At 59.7% G+C, this 19,723-nt stretch carries 15 protein-coding genes and 1 pseudogene; 8 read left to right on the forward strand and 8 right to left on the reverse strand.

The window, feature by feature from the left end; genetic code table 11:
- Positions 1-5 precede the first annotated feature (5 nt).
- On the forward strand, positions 6-1,748 hold the full coding sequence (locus ACYQ2I_RS13930; RefSeq protein ID WP_460167629.1) for a hypothetical protein: 1,743 nt from the start codon (positions 6-8) through the stop codon (positions 1,746-1,748).
- A 27-nt stretch (positions 1,749-1,775) separates the two neighbouring features.
- Here the strand turns inward: ACYQ2I_RS13930 and ACYQ2I_RS13935 are convergent, their stop codons facing one another.
- Positions 1,776-2,375 carry a class I SAM-dependent rRNA methyltransferase gene (locus tag ACYQ2I_RS13935; RefSeq protein WP_460167630.1) on the reverse strand — a complete coding sequence of 200 codons (600 nt, stop codon included), beginning with the start codon at positions 2,373-2,375 and terminating at the stop codon, positions 1,776-1,778.
- Between the two features lie 148 nt (positions 2,376-2,523).
- On the opposite strand from ACYQ2I_RS13935, the gene ACYQ2I_RS13940 reads away from it, so the two are divergent.
- Positions 2,524-2,700, forward strand: coding sequence for a hypothetical protein (locus tag ACYQ2I_RS13940; protein ID WP_460168427.1), 177 nt, complete (start codon positions 2,524-2,526; stop codon positions 2,698-2,700).
- 120 nt (positions 2,701-2,820) lie between these two features.
- On the opposite strand, the pseudogene ACYQ2I_RS13945 reads toward ACYQ2I_RS13940, so the two are convergent.
- The 4 genes and pseudogenes from ACYQ2I_RS13945 to ACYQ2I_RS13960 all read right to left on the reverse strand — a co-directional run.
- Positions 2,821-2,976 (reverse strand): annotated as a pseudogene (locus ACYQ2I_RS13945) (hypothetical protein); the annotation flags it as partial.
- 41 nt (positions 2,977-3,017) lie between these two features.
- Positions 3,018-4,352, reverse strand: coding sequence for an HD domain-containing protein (locus ACYQ2I_RS13950; protein WP_460167631.1), 1,335 nt, complete (start codon positions 4,350-4,352; stop codon positions 3,018-3,020).
- A gap of 127 nt (positions 4,353-4,479) precedes the next feature.
- Complete coding sequence (locus ACYQ2I_RS13955; RefSeq protein ID WP_460167632.1) at positions 4,480-5,181, reverse strand: zinc ribbon domain-containing protein; 702 nt, start codon at positions 5,179-5,181, stop codon at positions 4,480-4,482.
- Between the two features lie 108 nt (positions 5,182-5,289).
- Entirely contained in the window at positions 5,290-5,484 is a 195-nt protein-coding gene (locus ACYQ2I_RS13960) for a hypothetical protein (protein ID WP_460167633.1), read from the reverse strand.
- Positions 5,485-5,511: 27 nt separating this feature from the next.
- Here ACYQ2I_RS13960 and ACYQ2I_RS13965 point away from each other — a divergent pair, with 27 nt between their 5' ends.
- From ACYQ2I_RS13965 to ACYQ2I_RS13990, 6 genes are all read left to right on the forward strand, one after another.
- Positions 5,512-6,387: an RraA family protein gene (locus tag ACYQ2I_RS13965; protein ID WP_460167634.1), complete on the forward strand. Its 876-nt coding sequence runs from the start codon at positions 5,512-5,514 to the stop codon at positions 6,385-6,387.
- 288 nt (positions 6,388-6,675) lie between these two features.
- Positions 6,676-7,554, forward strand: a complete 879-nt coding sequence (locus ACYQ2I_RS13970; RefSeq protein ID WP_460167635.1) for a glycosyltransferase — start codon at positions 6,676-6,678, stop codon at positions 7,552-7,554.
- Positions 7,555-7,646: 92 nt separating this feature from the next.
- A complete protein-coding gene (locus tag ACYQ2I_RS13975; protein ID WP_460167636.1) occupies positions 7,647-8,669 on the forward strand; it encodes a carbohydrate deacetylase in 1,023 nt (340 codons plus the stop codon).
- Between the two features lie 42 nt (positions 8,670-8,711).
- Positions 8,712-10,076: a glycosyltransferase family 87 protein gene (locus ACYQ2I_RS13980; RefSeq protein WP_460167637.1), complete on the forward strand. Its 1,365-nt coding sequence runs from the start codon at positions 8,712-8,714 to the stop codon at positions 10,074-10,076.
- A 54-nt stretch (positions 10,077-10,130) separates the two neighbouring features.
- Positions 10,131-11,273 carry an LptF/LptG family permease gene (locus ACYQ2I_RS13985; RefSeq protein ID WP_460167638.1) on the forward strand — a complete coding sequence of 381 codons (1,143 nt, stop codon included), beginning with the start codon at positions 10,131-10,133 and terminating at the stop codon, positions 11,271-11,273.
- A 149-nt stretch (positions 11,274-11,422) separates the two neighbouring features.
- Positions 11,423-12,196: a phosphatase PAP2 family protein gene (locus tag ACYQ2I_RS13990; protein ID WP_460167639.1), complete on the forward strand. Its 774-nt coding sequence runs from the start codon at positions 11,423-11,425 to the stop codon at positions 12,194-12,196.
- A 270-nt stretch (positions 12,197-12,466) separates the two neighbouring features.
- Here the strand turns inward: ACYQ2I_RS13990 and ACYQ2I_RS13995 are convergent, their stop codons facing one another.
- From ACYQ2I_RS13995 to ACYQ2I_RS14005, 3 genes are all read right to left on the reverse strand, one after another.
- Positions 12,467-13,039, reverse strand: a complete 573-nt coding sequence (locus ACYQ2I_RS13995) for a helix-turn-helix domain-containing protein (RefSeq protein ID WP_460167640.1) — start codon at positions 13,037-13,039, stop codon at positions 12,467-12,469.
- A gap of 788 nt (positions 13,040-13,827) precedes the next feature.
- On the reverse strand, positions 13,828-17,463 hold the full coding sequence (gene smc, locus ACYQ2I_RS14000) for a chromosome segregation protein SMC (RefSeq protein WP_460167641.1): 3,636 nt from the start codon (positions 17,461-17,463) through the stop codon (positions 13,828-13,830).
- A gap of 225 nt (positions 17,464-17,688) precedes the next feature.
- Positions 17,689-19,548: a flagellar basal body P-ring protein FlgI gene (locus ACYQ2I_RS14005; protein ID WP_460167642.1), complete on the reverse strand. Its 1,860-nt coding sequence runs from the start codon at positions 19,546-19,548 to the stop codon at positions 17,689-17,691.
- Positions 19,549-19,723: the final 175 nt, after the last annotated feature.

Consider the following 19,723-nt stretch of genomic DNA (forward strand, 5'->3'; position numbering starts at 1 on the left):
GATTCATGGTCACTCGTTCGGACTCAACGCGACGCCTTTGGACGGCACTTTGCGTGATCGGTCTATGCGGGACGGTCGGCGGTTACGCCGACGGGCAATCGTCGTCCGAAGAATTCAATCAAAAGGCGGCCCGCTATTTTACGAAAGAATACACCTTCCACCAATGGCGTGAAGAAGATCACATCATCGACGGAGAAGACTGGTCGTTGCCCCCGTGGGTCAAGGCATCGCGCTACAGCGGGATTCAAAACGTCGAGAAGAAGGTTCCCGATTCGTTTCCCGGACGACACCAGCACGCCGTCACAATCACCTGGCGGGAAATCGAGCCGCAAGAAGGAACGTTCGATTTCTCCGACGCCAAGCGGCGCATCCTCGAGGCATCGCAAGGGGGTAAGTTCGCGGTAAAAATCGGTCTCCAGGCCTCGGTGTGGGAAACCCGCTATTTTCGCAGTTTGGACGATCGCACGATCGTTCGCACGGAGCCGGGCAGTGCGCCCTTGTGGATTCGCGATTACGATGTACCGCTGATCGAAGAACGACCGAACGCTTCCGCTCCGTTTCAGGTCGTCAATTGCGACATCTACCATCCCGAGTATCACAAGCGTTACCTGAAAGCCGTCGCCGCGTTCGGCCGCAGCGGTATCCCACAGATGCCCGAAGTGGATATCTGCTACCTGCATCTGAAATCGGCTTCACGCGGCGAAGAGGGGGCGGGGCCGCCGCCCGGGGATCCGCAACGTCCCCTGTTTGAAGAACGATTGCGGGCGTGGGCTGCGGCCTTCCGCGGTGTCGAATACAAGTTGTGCCTGGTTTCCCATCGTGAAGAAGACTTGGAGCTGGCCATCAAGCTGGGCATGGGGCAACGGAACGGCTTCGTGGAACACTATATGCTTCACGCACCGAACCCCGGGCTGGGACAACTCGTCGATGAGGAAGGCTACCTGGTCGTCGACGAAAGCCATCCGCTGATCGCCGAAAACCGCGCTTCCGGCGACGAAAACGAAGAGTACCGCAACGAAGTCCGTTTCGGACCGATCGAGACGTTCCCGCACCGGTACCACGAGTCGATGCTTCGCGTGCTGCAAATGCGTCGCAATTTTCTTTGGGCCGAAGGCGGCCCGTGGTTGATCAACCCGCCGCTGCTGCACTACGTCGCCTTGGAACTTGGGAAAACGGTCGATACGGCGCCCGACGCATGGTGCTACCTGCGAGAAAGCAATGTTCGCGATCGCCGCCCTGAAACCGGGGGCAAGCCCCGACCGATCAAGAACTTCGAACGGTGGCTATTCCAACGCGACGCTCCCGGCGCGGTTGCCGAACCGTGCGAAAAAGTCGACGTGCCCGAGCAGATGTTCGAGTTTCACCGCGATCACTTGTACGATTACACGGCGCGGCGTACGAACATCGAAAACGGCCAACGCGAGATTCGGTTTGGAATCGACGATCGATTTTTGTTCGACGGTCCGCATCGCGTGGCGGTCAAGGTGACCTATTTCGATCGCGACGATGCAACGTGGGAACTCATTTACCACACCGGCGCGCACGGCGAGCTGGAAGGCGTTCGCCGACTGCAATGCGGTCATTCAGGGAAACTGCGAACGGTAACCTGGATTCTGGACGACGCTTGGTTTCCTGCTGAAGGGTACAGGGGATGCGACCTGGCCGTCCGTGCCGTCGAGGGCGACGCCGTCGTGCGCATGGTTCGCGTCATCAAGTTGAACCCGGTCGCCTGCGAATCGCAGCCGTAACGAGGCATTCGCGAGAAGATCGGGCCCCTATTCGACCCGGCAAATGCAGCACTTCAAGTAGTCGTTTTCGCGACAGGTGACGGCGACCGGATGATCCGGAGCCGCACGACGCGCCTCGAGAATTTGCAGATCACGGCGGGTCTGCTGCGCTACGCCGTACAGCATCTTGATGAAGTCTTCCTGCGAAACGCTTCCCGAGCAACTGCACGTGACCAGCACACCGCCCGGTTCGAGTACCGACACACCCAAGCGGTTCAACCAATGATATGCCTTGAGCGCCTCGCGCAGTTGCTTGCGGCTGCGGGCGAACTTCGGCGGATCGAGAATCACCGCATCAAACCGTTCTCCCGACGACGCCAATTGCTCCAGCGTTTTGAAGGCATCGCCCTGCTCAAACCGCACCTGGGAAGCCGCGTTTTGTTGCGCGTTCAGTTTTGCCAACAAGAGCGCATCGGCCGCCCCGTCGATTCCTAGAACTTCGCGTGCGCCGCCGAGCCGTGCCGCCGTAACCGCGAATCCGCCGGTGTAGCAGAAGACGTCGAGCACTCGCCGCTTTTTCATGTAACGGGCTGCGGCGGCACGGTTTTCGCGCTGATCGAGGTAGAACCCCGTTTTGTGTCCGGCCACCAGATCGACCCCGAAAGGTCACGCCGTTTTCTTCGATCAAGATCGGCCCCTCAGGTGCCTTTCCTCGCACCGTTCCCGACTCGATCTGCAAACCTTCGGCTTTCGCGATCGACGGCTCCGTACGCAACACGATCCCTTTCGGCGAAAAGTGCTGTTGCAGAATATCGAGGAACGTATCGATCCGCTGCGCAATGCCCAGTCCCGTCACCTGGACGACCAAATAATCACGGTAGCGATCGACGATCAGGCCGCTCAATCCGTCGCCTTCGCTGTAGACCACGCGTGCGGCGCCGTTCGCGTCGTCGTAACCGATCATTTGTCGTAATCGGACGGCACGAGCGATCCGCTCTTCCCAGAACTTGCGATCGAGAGCCGCCGGGGCATCCCAGCGGTAGAGCCTCACCCGCAATCGGCTGCGCCCGTTGTACAATCCGCGACCGATGAATCGTCCCTTGTGCGAATACAAGTCGACTTCGCCGCCGTCGGTCGGGTCGCCCTCGATCCGCTCGATACTCCCGGCGCGCACCCACGGGTGCCGCGCCGCAAGCGTCTTCAAGGCGTGAGGAGCCACCGTGATCTTGGGGGTCAATCCGGCAATCATGAAGCGTTTCTCAAGGAGAGTGTTTTCGAAGGAAGTCCCAATTATTCCATGCGGGCGATCGTCTCGGTAATGCAGTCATCGAGATCCGGAAGATCTCGCACGGCATCGGCGATTCGCGGATGCGCAAAAATGCGGACGCGTTTGACATAATCGTCGAACTGCTCGTCGGCCAGCGCCCGCACGACCGGAGACGTCTCGTGCAGCGACCGATATTCCCTGGTCTTCAAGAAAAATACATCGACTTTGAATTGGATCTCGCGTCCCGGCGGAGGCGCATCGACGAGGATTTCCTGCGGAGCGATCACGCGTCGCAAGCGTTTGCTCAACAGCACAGCCAAATTGTCCCCGAAGGCCGCCAACCAGTCATAGCTCTTTCCGCGGAAATACCGATGTAGTTCGGCGTTTTCGAGGACGTCGAACTGTCGTACGCGTTTGTACAGCGATCGTCGCGGCCCGAAAAGTCCGCCCAACAGTTCGTCCGCCCCGTGATCCCCCGCGTGCTGCCGAATCGACTCGACGAATTCCCACTCACCCAACCGAAACAAGCGATCCAGATCGAGCGATCGGTACACCAGGTAAAAAGCCCGTTGCAACATAGCCGTTGCCGACCGCACCGCGTGGTGCCAGTAGACTTCACTGAACATGACATAGCGAGCGAAAACCATCAACTCGGCGGCGGTCTTCCCTTTCTCGGTAATCGCCAATCCATCGCCCGCCGCGTTGAGGCATAAACTGCCGATCAAGCGTTGTTGATCGAAATTGCGTCCGTAGGGTACGCCAGCATGAAGGCTGTCGCGAAACAGGTAGTCCATCTTGTCGATGTCGATGGGCCCCGACAAGATGCTTCTCAACATGCGTGCGGCGGGGTCGTCGGCATTCTTTCCACCAAGCAGATCGACCACGTCGCGCGGATTGATGTGCCATTCATCGCGTAAGACGTCCGCAATTTCGCCTTCCAAGATGAAGCTGTTGGCAAACAGCTCGTGCGAAGGAACGCCCGGCAAATGAAGATCTTCGATCGGGTGACAAAACGGCCAATGCCCCACGTCGTGCAACAGGGCCGTTGCGATCAGCAATTCGGCATCTTCGGGGCGAACGAGTCTTGCGAACCGCGGATCGCCGGCCAAGTGTTTCAGGAAGAGCAACGCCAGTCGGTAGACGCCGAGCGAATGTTCGAAGCGCGTATGGTGGGCCGCCGGATACACCAAGGATACCAACCCCAACTGCGAAATGCGGGTCAACCGGCGAAGCTCGGGCGTATCGAGCAAGTGACGCACCCGCGGCGTGAGAGGAACGTCGGTTTCCGGAGGAATGCGCACCAGGTTCCGACGCGAGTCGAGAGCCCGCAACTCCGGGATGTCTTCAATCGCCTGCATTCTGTTTTCTTTTTCTTTCGTTCTCGACGAACGCGAACCGCATATGCACCGGCTACGTCGCAGTCATCTCAAGACCGCACGGGCGCGCGGCCGACACACACCGCCGAGATTCGACAGCGTCCGCCGATCACATCAGCGGCAGCGTGTCGCGACCGATCTCCCAAATCCACCCCACCCCGGCCAGACCACGCAGAATCACGATCACCAGTGCGAAATAGGTAAAATGCGCGAAACCGCTGCCGTATTCCAAGTCCATCGCCCCCAGTCCGATGAACGCCCCGATAAAGAAGAACGGGACCGCTACGAACCACGTCCATAGTTCCTCGGTAATGAACTGCCCGGCAACCCACTCGAAAGCCAACCACAAGAGTACGTAGGCCACCGCGCATATGGCCGCTCGGATATACAACTCGGTTCCGGAAAGCGGCTCCAGGTCATCTTGGTGCTTCAAAAACGCATGCCCCGACAACGTCAACAGCGGGGACACCAACAGCACGCCGACGAGACGGCCGATCATGCCGTCGAACAATCCGGCCATCCCGCCCAAAAATGCCAACGTGGGCACGAGAACAACGCCTGCTGCAATCAAGATCCATTGCGTCGTCGTCAATCGTGCGTGTTTGCGCTCGATCGGCTTGAGCACGAGTTTCCCGTCCAGCCCGCGACCACCGTCGGCGAATTCGCCGGGAGCATGAATCTTGACTTGCTCCTCGGGCTTAGGGATCCGGATGACCGTCTTGCAACTGGGACAAGGCCCCTGCTGTCCCGCGAACTTGTCGCTGACGGTGAACCGCTTTTTGCAACCGGGACAAACTACGAAGATCGCCATGATGACCTACCGCTTACGTGGAAAAGTCCCTTCTCGCTCCGAGCAAGCCGTCCCCTGACGACGCAATTTCGAGCGATGCCGCCGCCCGATCATGTCTCTCCAGCCCGCTCAGAATGCCGATTCCCCTAGTGTGGCAGACGCCTTGTTCGTGTCAAGGCTGCCGACGACCGCCGAAAAGACAACGCTTTCGACGGCAGCATCCGGCTGTTTTTGCGATCGATGAAACTTGCCTTCCGGCAGAATTCGACTACCCTGATCGTCGCGGCCGACATCTTCCACCGCCTTGGTCAAGGTTGCCTTCACGACTTCCACTCGATCGGAGCCCTCATCATGCAGTTTCTCACGACACGAACGCCGAAATCGTACGCAACGATTTTCACACTCGTGATGTGGGGCGTCGCGTTCCTCATCACGGTGAACGTCCTGGGGGCCGAACCGCCCGCACGGGAAGAACTCCGGGCAGGTTACAACTTCCTACCGACGCCGGTCTATTCGGAAGAGGACGATGCACGAATTCTAAGCCTTTTCGAGGGACTGCGCGTGGCCGACGTCTCAGATGCAATGGATCGCCTGGGGCTGGCGGGCAAAGGACTCATGTCGCCCGAAATCCATGCCGCTTGGAAAGACACCAAAACACAGGCCCATCGCTTCGTGGGAATCGCCGTCACGGTACGCTACGTGCCGGCCAATCTTCCTACCGAACGATTCGAATCGACCGAATCCTTCGATACATGGGTGGGGAAGTGGTATCAAGAACTGTCGCCCGAGCCGTTCACGGCCCTGATACGCCCGGGAACCGCCTTGGTCATCGATGATGCCGACACGGCGGACGTCGGTTCCATCGGGTCGAACAACATCATGGCCTGGAAAAAACAAGGATGCGTGGGCGTCGTAACGGATGCGACCGCCCGCGATACCGACGAAATCGCCATCGAGCAGATTCCGCTCTACTTCAAACACCCCGGCAGAGGGATACGGCCCGGACGAAACCTCATCGAGTCGGTCAATCGTCCCGTAGAAGTCGGGGGAGTCCTGGTCATGCCGGGCGATGTAATCGTCGCCGACGGAGACGGCGTCATCGTCGTTCCACGCCGATTCGCGGAAAAAACGGCCGAGTACGCCCGCGCCGTCCTGGAAAAAGACAAGCAGGGGCGCCGAGCTCTCTATCGTGAACTCGGCCTACCGGAAGACTCCACCGTGCGGTGACATCCCACCCAAAGGTGGGCACACGTCGATTTTCGCCAAGTTGACCTTTACTCAAGGGGAGATTTTGGGTCCATTTCTCCATACGGACCGATCGCTGCGAGTGGGGGGCAACTCGGCAATCGGGAAAACCAAGAAAAGCTGTAGCGATTTCGCCGGTTCGGGCGATGCTCTCGCGGCATAAGCACCGAACCATATGTTGAGGGCACTTCCCGCCGCATAGGATTGCGACGGGAGAGCCGGCATCTCATCGTCGTTTGCTTGTCGCTTTTGGTGAAAACGGACGTTCCCATGAGCATTCGCGTGGATCCGTCGCATGCATCGGGCCGACCGCATGATGCCCGTCGTCGCACCCGAGTTCGCCTTGCCCCCAACGATCACGACCTGACGATCGTCATCCCGGCCTACAATGAAGAAGCCCGTCTTCCTACAACATTGCGGCAGCTAGCCCGATTCGTCGAGGAAGTCGATTTCGATTGCCGCGTGCTGGTGGTCGACGACGGAAGCCACGACGCGACGCCGCACCTCACGGCGCGATTCGGATCGCGCTTTTCAACTCTGGTCATGGATCAGCAAGGCGGCAAAGGACGTGCCGTTCGCCATGGCGTGCTGCAAGCGACCGGTCGCATCGTCGCCTTCACCGACGCCGATTTGCCCTACGACATGCAAGCGATGATCGACGGCTACCGGCTGATCGACTCGGCCGAAACGGACATCATCTTCGGTGCTCGAGACGTGCCCGGTGCCGAATTGGAAGCCGCGCGCCGTCTAAGTCGTCGGTTGGCCACGCGGGTATTTCGATCGATCGTGCAGCTGCTCGTTTCGGGCGATGTCGGAGACACCCAATGCGGTCTCAAACTGTTTCGTCGCCGAGCGGCCGTCGACATCTTTTCCCGTGCCGTGATCGACGGATTTGCTTTCGACACCGAAATCGTCTTACTCGCCCGCCGATTGGGTTACCGCTACCGCCGCATCCCGGTTCGCTTGCTGAATGAGTATTCGTCGACATTATCCCTTTCGCGTCATGCATTGCCCATGTTGTGGGAAGTAGTGCGGTTGTGGTGGCGCTCGTTGGACCAGGCGTTTCCGCCTGCGTCGGCCTTCTCGGAACGTGATCTGGCTGCACTCGACGAGCAGAAACCCGATCGAGCCGACCGATTGGCCGCCTGATTTTCGCCCCGGCATAACTCTTTCTATTATCGCGTACCGAGGCCCGGCGACGGAGATGATGTAACCGCGTGGTCATCCCGGTGAGTACGAACATGAGCCCCCCAAAGCCGAACGGTCGCATAAACGTGTTCCTCCACGCCGACGATTTCGGCATGAGCAATTGGGTAAACGCGGGCATACGCCGAGCTTTTGTCGAGGGGCTCTTGACCGGCACAAGTCTGTTGGCGAACGGTCCGGCGGCCGAACGCGCACTGGCCATGTGGCGAGAACTGGACGGTCTCCGCAAGGACCGTGCACTGGCCTCAAGTGCCAAGCGTAGGATGCTGGACGATAGGAGCGAGCGATTCGATCTCGGTGTCCATCTGAACCTAACGGAGGGAAGGCCGTTAACCGACGGTTTTCCGACGGCTTTCACCGATTCGAACGGATGTTTTCTAGGAATCCGGCGACTGTTCCCCCGCCTGGTCCTTTTCGGCCGGCGACATCATCAAGCCATCGAAACCGAACTACGTGCGCAGATCACGTACTTGCTCGACCACGGCATTCGGCCGGATCATCTCAACGGCCACGAGTACGTCGAAACGGCACCGACGATCGCACCGATCGTCGTTCGACTCGCCCGGGAATACGCCATCCCATACGTGCGTCGGGCAGTCGAACTGCGTCCGTTTGTCGGCCTCCGCCACGGGAAGCACTCGCCGTCCGACTACGCTCTCGCCGTCGTCAAGCAATCGTTCGCGCGACGGTTCGGTCGTCGCCTTCGAGCTGCCGGACTTGCCGCAAACGACGCGTTCATCGGCGCCAATCACGCCGGAAAGATACGCCTGCCGCTGCTTGAATCCCTGATCCCGCAGGCGGTCGCCCGCGGCGTTCGACACCTGGAGATCGGCCTGCATCCCGCCGAACCCGCCCCCGACGAGTCACCTCATGCACACGACGGATGGCACGACCCGTTGGCGTCGCAGCGTCCTGAAGAAACTCGTTTGTCGGTCGATGACGGGCTTCTGGGTCTGCTGCAACAGGCCTGTTGCCGGCTGGGAAGAATGCATACCGTCTGCGAAGATGATCTCGACTTGCCGGACCAAACGCGACAGACGATGATTTCCGCAGCCTAAAAGCGGTACGGACGGCTGCGGATTCAATACCAGGAGCCACGGATGAACGATAACTCGCACGAACTCGATGCCGACGAAAGCGTTTCGACCGTGCAACCGACAAAGTTCAACGTCGCGAGCTTCGTTCGGCGCCATCCGTGGGAAGCTTTAGGGTGGTTGCTTCTTGTCGTCGGTTTATGTGTCGGTTCCGTAATGGCCGTATTGCGGGCATACCACGACAAGGGCGGCACCGATTTTCCCGAGTTTTATGCCGCAGGACGGTACGTCGTCGAACACCACGACCGTGATCCGAAATCGATCTTGTACAATTATCTGCCGTCGATCGACGTGCCGTTCGCCGTTCTGGCATGGCTTCCGATGCCTGTCGCCGCCGGGGTGTATTACCTGGTCAATGTCGGTTTCTTGTTCGGTTTGATGCGGGCTTTGTACCGACACGTGCTCACCGACATCGAGCCGACGCTTCGCCGTCAGGCTGCGCTCGGAGCGATCCTTTCCGTCTTTCCTCTGGCACTCGACGGTATGGTACTCGGTGCCTTTCACTTGGCGATGGTCTGGCTTCTGATCGAAGGCCTTGGTCGGGTTGCCGAAGGACGGTCGATTTCCGGCGGATTGATCGTGGGAACGGCCGTTTGGGTAAAGCTGCTCCCCGTGGTTGCTGTGGCATACCTGATCCTCAAACGGCGATTCACACCCGCGATCGTCGCAATCGCGACGGCGATCATGATCGATGTCATCTTGAGCGCGGCGGCTTTCGGGCCGGCAGGTGCCGTTGCAACCCACCAACAATGGTGGACCCAACATGCCTCGGCCACCACGAAGCGCCAGTTGACCGAACCGGGCCTCATCGACGAAGACCGTTTGACGAACCAATCGCTGCCGATCGTGTTGCGGCGATTCTTGACCGACTTCGGCCACAGCCCCGGCAACCCTCGCAATCGGCTGACTATCGCCCACCTGACCGGCCGCGAGTTGACCTGGATTTATCGCGGTTGCATCGTCATCATGATGTTGGCGTTAGGTTGGTACTTCCGGTATCCGTACTCGAACATACCTTCGGAACGAGCGAAAGCCGAAATGGGGCTGGTCGCCCTGGCGACGGTCTGGATTTCGCCCGTGGTATGGGGGTATCATCCCACGGCGGCGGGACCGGCGCTGGCCTGGATCGGTGCTCGGCGAGACCGACTCCCGATCCCCGTTTGGACGGCCTTTGCCGTCTGGCTTGCGGGTGTGGCCGGTCACGCATCGAAGGTCACTGCGGCCGCCGGAAGCGTCTTGTGGGCGAGCTTCATCGTCGGCGCAATTTTGGTCTGGATGGCGTATCGCCAAACCCAGCAGCCGACGGCGGAATCGCCTGTTGAAACAGCGTCCGTGAACGAAGCCGCAACGGTCGCGGCGCCCAAGACATGATTTCTGCGGCGGCAAGAGCTACCGGCTTGGCGTCGCCCGGCAAATATCGAGACGATGCACATCCTCACACGTTACGTCCAAAGCGAGGTGTTCAAGATCTTCGCCGCGGCCGTCAGCGGGATGACGCTCTTGCTGACGCTGGGAATGGGTGCGCGCGAAGGCTTGAGTGCGGGACTCCCCCCGCTGTTGATCTCACGATTGATTCCTTATCTGTTGCCGGAAATCCTCGGTATCACGGTGCCGGTCGCCGTCTTGCTGGCAGTCAGCCAGGTATTCGGGCGAATGTCGGGCACGAATGAAATCACGGCCCTGAAAGCGGCCGGTATCAGTCCGCTGGTGACGATTTGGCCGGCGATTTTCTTCGCCTTCATCGTGAGCCTGTTTACAGTTTGGATGTACGAACTGGAAGCCACGTGGGGACGCCCCGGTGTGAAGCGGGTAATCGCCGAGTCGATCGAAGAAATTGCCTACGGGACGCTGAAACAGAACCGTTCGTTCGCTTCCCCTCAGTTCTCCGTTGCCGTCAAATCGGTCGTGGGACGCAAATTGATCCAACCGACGATTACCATTCACGGTCGCCCGGGATCGCCGACGGTGACGCTCACCGCCGAAGAGGCTGAATTGTGGGCGAACAAAGGTGCCGGCGCATTGATCATCATCTGTCGTAAAGGCACGATCGAGGCAGAAGGCCAGGTTCGCGTCCAATTTCCCGACGAAATGCGTCAAGAAATCCCCTTTGAGCATACGAACCGACCGATTCACCGAGATTGGCTGGCCACGTGGGAGGTTCCCGCGTGTGTGGCCTACTTGCAGAAGCAAGCAGAAGCCGTTCGACAGCGACTAACCGCGACTGCCCCCGACAGCCCACAACGCGCGGCCGAACAACAGCGACTCCGCGATATCGAAACCAAAATCGCCCGCATCCGAAGCGAGCCTCACCGCCGTTGGGCAAACGGTTTCAGCAGTTTGTGCTTCGTCCTGATCGGCTGCCCGATCGCAATTTACTGGCGTAACGACAACTTCCTGGCCATCTTCTTTTTGTGCTTCTTGCCCGTCTTGGCCATTTACTACCCTTTGCTCATGCTGGCCGACAACCTGATCGGCTCTCCGCTGTTCGTGCCGATGATCCATTGGGCTGCGGATCTCGGTATTGCCGTCCCCGGCATCGTGCTGCTCCAGCGAATATCTCGCTATTGAATCCATATTGCTCAGCGAATCGTTCTTGGCGAGCCCCCCACAACTTGCTATGTTTCGGCCCGGATTTCGCGGGAAAGCGACTTACGAACGATAACGGCATCGCCAGAGATGGCCCACGTCTCGGAGCCCCGCCATTCAATAGGATCACTATGGACACAAATAACGGCCATCGACGCTATATCCGCATGTCGCTGGAAACCGCCCACATGTGGCTGCCGGTCGTGCTCGCTGTAATCCCGTTGTTCGTGTTTCATTGTACGCAGTGGGAAATTTGGATCAGCGAACAGTTTTACTCCTATTCGACGGGCACATGGACCGGTCGGGAAACGGCGCCCTGGTCGTACGCATATCGCTACGGGGAATGGCCCACTCTTGCAATGGGTGTCGTTGCCTGCCTGTTGACGATTGCCTCCCCGTTCATCGTCGGTTGCCGCAAGCGGGTACGATGTTGGCTTTACCTCTTGTTGGTTGTTGCTTTAGGCCCCGGCCTCTTCGTAAACTATTTGCTGAAGCCCGGATTCTGTCGACCGCGACCGGCTCAACTGAAACAGTTCGGCGGCAATCGCGCATTCGTCCCTGTGCTGTCGCCGACACAGGAGCGTGATTGCTTTTCATTTCCGTCGGGGCACGCAGCCATGGGATTTGCGCTGATGGCCCCGTGGCTCGTCTTGCGCAGAAGGCGTCCCGGCTTGGCTCGCTGTTTTTTTTGGGGCGGAATTGCCTGGGGTGGGCTGCAGGGGCTCGCGCGAATCACCCAGGGAGGCCATTTCGCCGGCGATGTCGTGGGCTCGTTTCTCGTCGTTTACTTGACGTCGTTGGGCTTGTACGCCGTGTTGCGGCCGGACCGCCCCTTTGGGGAAGCCACGGTCACCTGTGAAACAGATTTTCCACAGGAATCGACCGGCCGCGCAAGAGCAGCCTGATCCAACCGGCCGCGCGCAGGCGCAAGCAGCGACTTCGAAATGGTCTTCGGCCCCAAGACGCTTTCGTTCTGCGGCTCTTGAGATTACGTCGCCGGATTGAGCGCTGCCGCTGATCGGCGACGAAACGGCGCCCTCGCAACGGGGCGTCTCAAGAAGGCAAGGGCAGATCCGACAAGAAAAATTATCCGTCGCGGGGGCCTTACCGCGACGGGTTGTGCGAACCGGCGATCGGTCTATTCGCAAGGGATTTCCGGCGGCGACCGGAATGAACTACACGAGCTCTTTCTTGGCACCGACGAGCGTGCGGATACGTTCCGCCAGCAACGACGCGTCGAACGGCTTCTTGAACGTTTCGTTGATCGCCGAGCGATCGAAGCTCATCGAGCTGCCGTCGTCGGGCAACAACGCGATCAAAATCACGTCGTTGAACTCCGAGTTTCGGCGGACGTGCTGGCAAATCTGGAGACCTTCGGTGCGGCCGATCGAGAAGTCGACGACCATGCAGTCCGGCCGGAAACTCTCGGCCTGGATACCGGCGTCGAAACCGCTCGCCGCGACGGCCACTTTGAAAGACCGTTCCGGCGGAAGCTCTCGCTTCAAGTTCTCGATCAACACCTGGTCTTGGGCAACGATCAGGACCTTCGCGGTCGTCTCGTCTTCCAACTCACCCAAGGGCATCCCGTGTTCCTTGAGGAACTTGATCAGGTATTCGCGCGGAATACGCCGATCCTGCGAACCGGGGATGCGGTACCCCTTGAGGCGACCAGAATCGAACCACTTGCTCACGGTGCGCGGGGCTACTTTACAGATCTTGGCGACCTGACCTGTAGTGAAGACCTTCATTGCAGGCTCTCCGAAATCTCATTCGCTAGGTATGGACTTCTCGCCAGCCGGATTGGGAGCCGGCTGTACCTCGTCTTCCCCATGCTCGCGAGTGACGACCGTTCGCTCCGTCGCGGTCGTGTTTCCTTCTCGGAAACGCCTCGCCAACATGCTGGGTCGGGATAACGAGGACGGTTCTACACACACTTGGCCGTGGTTCAGCTCCCTCTGACCCGCGCCTCACTTAACACATCGGCAACCAAAGCATCCGGAAGTCAGCGAAAATTCGTAAAATAGGAAAGGCTTCGATCAACCTTCCTACCTGCTACACACTGACTCCTCGGCACTTTCGGCCTTGGGTTAGGGATGCGAGAGGAGAGATGCGCGTAGAAAGCCCGCTGGAGAGTCGGCGTTCCGGACCTGCCAAGATAGGACTTCCTCGAACATTTCCCCCCTAAGACCCGCTCGAGCGATCGTACCCGGTGTACAATGCCCTTCCCGAGCAAGCCTTCCGATTGTTAGTTTCGAGCCAAACCGGTCAAAGACTTTAAAAAGTTTGGCCCATCGTATCAGAAGGTCCGGTCAAGCAGCCGAGACAAAGAACAACAACTCTACGGATCGGGGGTGGTCGTGAACCGGCGCAAGGTATAGAGAGGCCGTATCTTCGACCTAACCCGTACAACCCGCACGGTCGCGAAATATGGAGCATCCGATCTCATCGAGGGAAAGCCGCCGCTTCGACTTTCGAGACAGGAAGAATTACCAGGCGGCGCCAAGTCGATGTGAACCGGCCGGCCGACGGATCGGGGCTACGCAGCCTGCTCTTCGTCAACCTCATGGGCCGAAACCTCATCGGAATCACGACCGCGCAAAATTTCGCCCGTCTCGCTGACGTCTTCGAATCGCACCGACACCCGCTTCGAAACCCCCGATTCTTGCATCGTGATTCCGTACATCGTGTCGGCGCAGGTCATCGTCTTTTTCGAATGCGTAACGATGACAAATTGCGTGATCGAGAGAAAATCCCGCAGCACTTGAGTGAACCGATCGATGTTCGCCTCATCGAGCGCGGCGTCTACCTCATCCAGCACACAGAACGGGCTCGGGCGACTGCGGAATATCGCCAACAGCAACGCCACGCAGGTGAGCGTCTTTTCGCCGCCGCTCAAAAGGGTGATGTTTCGCGGTTCCTTTCCCGGCGGACGGGCGACGATCTCGATCGTGCTCTCCAGAATGTCCACACCTTCTTGCAGCACGATGTCGGCGTGACCTCCGCCGAATAGGTCGCGGAACAATACCGAGAAATGTTCCTTGATTTGCTGGAACGTCGCCGAAAACAGTTTGCGACTGTCGGCGTCAATCCGCTCGATGATCTTCAACAACGAACTCTTGGCCGACGTCAAGTCGTCGAACTGCGACTTGAGATGGGTATAGCGTTCTTCCAGTTCTTCGAGTTCGGCCAACGCTTCCAAATTGACGTTGCCCAAGTGATTGATCTTTCGCCGTAATTCCTCGATTTCCTGACGCATTTCGTCGCGTGAACGCGCGTCTTCGTTTTCGACCTCGCGTTCCAGATCGGCAATTTCGATCTGGTAGTCTTCTCGCAGCCGTTCGGCCAAATTCCGCTTTTCGTGCTCGATACCGTTGGCCTCGAGCTCCGCGGCATGGGTTTCTTCTTCCAAGGCGTGGATCTTACGGCGTGCCTCTTGAATTTGTGCCGCACGCCGACGCCGTTGTTCACCGATTGCCTCGCGCCGGGCGATGATCTCTTTGGCCTGATTCTCGAGTTGCTCTTTGATTTCATACAGCTCGACCGCTTGGGCTTCCGCTTGCGCGACGGCCTCGCGCGCAGCCTTCAATCGTTGTTCGGTCTCGGTCAGCGATCGGCCGGCCTCCTCCAACTCACGACGTCGCTCTTCCCGCACCTGCTCGAACCGACGCAACTCGGCTTCAAGACCGGCAAGGCGTTCCTCACACTTGGCCAACGCTACTTTCGATTCAGTCGTGCGGGCGGCGTGCTGCTTGAATTCATCTTCCAATGTCGCAATTTCATCGCCCAGTCGGTCGAGTTCCTTTTTGAGACCATCGCAGCGTCGGTCGGCTTCGGCCTTTTCGGCAGCCGCTGCTTGCAATTGCGTGGTGGTCGATTCGTGTTCGCGATCCGTCTTTGCAAGTTGGCTGCGAGCCGTTTCCAACCGCCGTCGCAGTTCCTCGCAATGCTCCTTTTTTTCGCGGAGCCGACGTTCAGCTTCGGCCGCCGCCTGAGCCGTCTCGCGTCGTCGCAGGATCGCCCGGTCGTGCGTCTCCCGTGCTTGCCGCTGTCGAAACTCGGCTTTTTCCAACAACGCAGCCGCCTGTTCCAATTCGGCGTCCAGCCGAGCCGATTGCTCGGCGAGCGAGCGCAGCATACTCCGCCGCGACAAGATCCCTTCACCCGCCGTTTTCGGCCCCGCTTGAAATCTCCCACCCGCGTCAAGCAGTTCACCGGCAAGGGTAATCCAACGGAGATGGGGAAATCGCGTTCGCAACTCCAGAGCGCACGCGACGTTTTCGACGATCCACAGGTCCCCCAAAAGTCGCATCACGAGGGGCCGAATCGCGTCGCTCACTTCGACGAATCGCACGGCGGGCCCCAGCACGCCGGGCAAGCCCTCGGGATTACTCTTGGCCGACACGTTCGGCGCATCACCGGCGATCGGCACGAAGGTAATTCGACCGTCCAACGGGATGCGACCGCGTGCGACCGCTTCGACCAGCGGTTCGACCGCGTCGACGACGACGGCCTGGGTCATGTCGCCCAGTACGATATCGATCAATGTTGCCGCTTCGAGGCCGACGTCGATCAAGTCGGCCAACATGCCGTGCACGTGGTTGCCGCAAGCGAGCTTGCCGGCCTTCCACTGCTCCATGAACGCTCGAACGGCAGGACCGACGCCCTCGGCGCGTTCTTCGAGTTCGGTAAGAATGCTCATCCGCTCGGCGAGGGCGCTGCGTTTTTCACGGAGCGACGCCAGCTCTTCCCGACGGCGTTTGAGATCGACCTCGGCATCGTCGACGGCCGACGCCGCCTGATCCGCCGCCAAGGCGGCCGCTTCGGCCTCTCGGCGGGCCTCTTCCAGCGAGGCAACCCGCTGTTCTCGCTCTTCTTCGGCGGTCCTTACTTGTTCGGTGAGCGATTCGACCTCGGCGGTGATGCGCCGACGCGCCTCATCGAGAGCATCCACGTGCGTCTCGAGCTTCGCGATTCGTTTCCCGAGGTCGAGGGCCTCGTTGAACGCCTTCCAGTGGTCGATGCGATGTTGCTCGTACAGCGTCCGCCGCGCGTCGAGCCGTTTCAGCATCTCGGTTTGGATGCGTTCTTCTTCGGCGACGCGTGCCGCCAGCGATTGATGCTCACGGCGGGCTTCTTCGACATTCTTTTCGGTTTCGGCCCGTTGCGACTCGACCCCTTCGGCGCGACGAGACACTCCTTCAAGCGTCTTTCGATACCGCGTCAGATCGGCTTCCAATTCGGCGATGCGTTCGCGATCGTGCTCGATCGTCGATTCGAGCGTCGCGATCTGTTCACGGTTCTCGGCGATTCGACCGTCGATCGTCCGTAGAGCCTCGGCAACTTGTTCGGCTTCGGCGTCGTCTTCCAACAATTTGGCTTCGAGCGTCTGTGCCTGGGCCGCGCACGCGGCATGTTCCTCCCGCAATCGCGTCAATCGCTCGTCGACCGCGGCCGCTCGTTCGGTCAGCGCGGCCCAGTCGATGCGTGCGGCATGGGTCCTCAATTCGCGCAAGCGTTGGGTATACTCGCGGTACCGGCGAGCCTTCCCAGCTTGCGAACGCACCACCCGCAAACGACTTTCGACCTCGTCGACGATATCCGAAAGCCGTAGCAGGTTCTGGTCGATTCGCTCCAACCGTCGGAGGGCTTCGAGCTTGCGGCTTTTGAATCGGCTGATGCCTGCGGCTTCTTCGAAGACGGCCCGCCGCTCCAAAGGCGAGGCCTGAAGCAACTGATCGATCTTTCCTTGCTCGATGATGCTGTACGCGTGGGTGCTCAAACCGGTCCCGGCCAAGAGATCCCGAATATCCCGCAAGCGCGCCGGTTGCCGATTGATGAGGTACTCGCCTTCGCCGCTGCGGTACACCCGCCGCGTGATGTGAACCTCGTCGGTCTCGATCGGCAGGATGCCTTTGCTGTTGTCGAGCGTGAGGGTGATTTCGGCCGAGTTCAGCGCCCGTCGCTCGCCGGATCCGTTGAAGATGACGTCGGCCATCTCCTTGCCGCGGAGACTCTTGGCGCTTTGTTCCCCGAGCACCCACTTGATGGCATCGACGATGTTCGACTTTCCGGAACCGTTCGGTCCGACGACGGCGGTGATGCCGGGCGGAAACTCGAATCGCGTCCGGTCGGCGAAACTCTTGAATCCGATGATTTCCAGGGCTTTGAGCATCGACACTCCGCCATCGACGACGTGATTGGCCCTCCCGACTTACCCCGATCAGGGGACGCACCCCAATCGCGGGGGACGCAGGGAATCCACGAGAAACCTTTATTCTATCACGAGCCGAATCGTGTCGTTGAGCCCTATTTCGAGAAAAAGCTGCCCGCTCTCAATCCGTCCGAACGACCGGTGAACCACCCTCTGGGATGACCAATCCCCCTCCAAAAGAGCGAACTACTCATTTTCTGCCGATCCAGCGGGGGCGCTTTTCTTTCCCAGTCCCAACCATCCCAACAGGGAACGGTCCTCGTCGCGTGCGGTATCGTCGGGGGCGTCGATCTCGGTCGCTGCTTCAACGGTTTCGGGACCGACCGATGCTTCTTCGGCGTTTCTGCTTTCGTCGCGGCTGCGTGCATCCCGCGAAAAGTGCCGTCCCGGCTCGGGCAACGCATCCACCTCGAAACGACTTTCCAGGGCGCCGGAGGCTTTCGCCTGTTGCACCATTTGAACAACGTCGGGATAGGTTCCTTCGAGATCTACGATCGCCCGGATGATTTCGTCGAGATCTTCAGTGACGAAGCGTTTCTGGTCGGGCTCTCCCACGGCAAACCGAGAAACGACGACCTTACCGGGTTCGTGACAGGTCACCAGGATGTTGTTGCCTGCTTCCAGGGCGAACGAACCGTGCAATCGCTGGTTTTTGCCGAACAACACGATCTCGGGACGCTTCGACCGCGTCACATGGACCATGGGCGGGCCGGCAACGTCCAACACGTGGTAGGCGAACCGGTCCTTCATGATTTCCCCGGCGATCAACGGATCGTTCGGGTTCAGCGTCCACAAGGCGCGGAACGCACCATAGCGTGTTTCGGCACTCGACACCGACAGCAACGCGTGCAATTGCTCGATGGACGACAGATCGTCGAGTGTGCTCAACGCGCCCAAGGCAAACACGCGGAAAGCCGGTTCCGAGCGGGCGATTTCGCCCAGCGGCTCCGCCGCGCACGGCTCGTCGAGGTAAGCCAGCGCTTCAGCCGCGTAGAATCGAACTTCGACATCGGGAGAATCCAGTCCGGCCTTGAGCGTGTCGACCGCCTCACGACCGAGGGCTTCCAACTCGACGGCCGCCCGGGCGGCCGATTCCGGGCGCAACAATCGGTTGCGAAGATCTTCCAAGCGTTGTACGCGTTCGTACTCGGTGTCCCGCAGCGGAATCGCTCGAACGACGTCCATGAAGCGATTTACGTTGTTCGCGTACCGCTTGGGTACGCGCAGTTCGACATATTCATCCGTCTTGGCGGTCGCGATGCCCTCGTGAATGCCGCGTTTGACTTCGTAGAACCGCTTATTGATCGCCTTTTCGATACGGGCGGCGTAGAACACCGAACGATGATCCGGCTTGAGGACGAGCCCCAACGTGCGATCGGTCTTCGCAATCCCGCCGCCGAGGATCACACCGCGAGTCGCGTAAACGTGATCTTTTTGGGGATCGGCCGCGGGATCCACCAAAACGGGACCGCGGGCGACGCCCAACACGTGGCCTTGCCGAACCGCATTGCCCAACACGGCCATCTCGCGGAGATCGGTCTCCAACAGATAGCCGCCGCGCAGACTCGTGGTATCGCTGCGCGACGGGATGCGCACCTCGATATCGAATCGGTCGCCTTTCCGAATGCCGGGACGCAGATATCCCCGCACCATAACCATCGCGGTCGTCGGTGAAGCGAGCACGGTGTTGGGTTTTTCGACACCGCGCTTTTGCATCTCCGAAAGCAGGAAGGCCCGCTGCGGAGAAGGATACGGGTCGCCTCCGGTGCCTTGCAGCCCGGTAACCAGGCCGATGGATTCCACGGCGATGGGGTGCAGCCCGAAGGGCACCGCCAAATCACCGACGAACTCCTGCTGCGACGTCTCGGCCCATTGCTCCAGCTCGTCCGAATCGGGCGTTTTGCCGCCGGTCCACAAGGAACAGCCCGCCGAAAGGACGGCGGCCGTCAAGGCAACGGCGAACCAGCCGAAATTGCCCGGCGAAAGGCATCGGTCTTTCGGCCGACGAATGTCGGAAGCCGTTTGATTTCCGTTGAACCGCTTCATGGCATCCCTGCTTTGCGATTCGTGCCGATTGCGATATCCCCATGCGATCGTCGCCGGCGATCCGTCGTCGGAGTCGATCGTCACAAAACGGCGACACGATAGCCGTTCCCCACCCCCCCGTCAAGCCGAAACGAACGGCCTCACCGAAGGTCCGGCACTTCTTCGTGCCCGCCGG

The sequence above is a fragment of the Thermostilla marina genome (assembly GCF_054657455.1).

Excerpts from the sequence above, each read along its gene's own strand:
- ACYQ2I_RS13970 (WP_460167635.1), top strand. The coding sequence starts at position 6,676 with ATGAGCATTCGCGTGGATCCGTCGCATGCATCGGGCCGACCGCATGAT.
- ACYQ2I_RS13965 (WP_460167634.1), top strand. The coding sequence starts at position 5,512 with ATGCAGTTTCTCACGACACGAACGCCGAAATCGTACGCAACGATTTTC.
- ACYQ2I_RS13985 (WP_460167638.1), top strand. The coding sequence starts at position 10,131 with ATGCACATCCTCACACGTTACGTCCAAAGCGAGGTGTTCAAGATCTTC.
- ACYQ2I_RS13930 (WP_460167629.1), top strand. The coding sequence starts at position 6 with ATGGTCACTCGTTCGGACTCAACGCGACGCCTTTGGACGGCACTTTGC.
- ACYQ2I_RS13995 (WP_460167640.1), bottom strand. The coding sequence starts at position 13,039 with ATGAAGGTCTTCACTACAGGTCAGGTCGCCAAGATCTGTAAAGTAGCC.
- ACYQ2I_RS14005 (WP_460167642.1), bottom strand. The coding sequence starts at position 19,548 with ATGAAGCGGTTCAACGGAAATCAAACGGCTTCCGACATTCGTCGGCCG.
- ACYQ2I_RS13975 (WP_460167636.1), top strand. The coding sequence starts at position 7,647 with ATGAGCCCCCCAAAGCCGAACGGTCGCATAAACGTGTTCCTCCACGCC.
- ACYQ2I_RS13980 (WP_460167637.1), top strand. The coding sequence starts at position 8,712 with ATGAACGATAACTCGCACGAACTCGATGCCGACGAAAGCGTTTCGACC.
- ACYQ2I_RS13955 (WP_460167632.1), bottom strand. The coding sequence starts at position 5,181 with ATGGCGATCTTCGTAGTTTGTCCCGGTTGCAAAAAGCGGTTCACCGTC.
- smc (WP_460167641.1), bottom strand. The coding sequence starts at position 17,463 with ATGCTCAAAGCCCTGGAAATCATCGGATTCAAGAGTTTCGCCGACCGG.
- ACYQ2I_RS13990 (WP_460167639.1), top strand. The coding sequence starts at position 11,423 with ATGGACACAAATAACGGCCATCGACGCTATATCCGCATGTCGCTGGAA.
- ACYQ2I_RS13950 (WP_460167631.1), bottom strand. The coding sequence starts at position 4,352 with ATGCAGGCGATTGAAGACATCCCGGAGTTGCGGGCTCTCGACTCGCGT.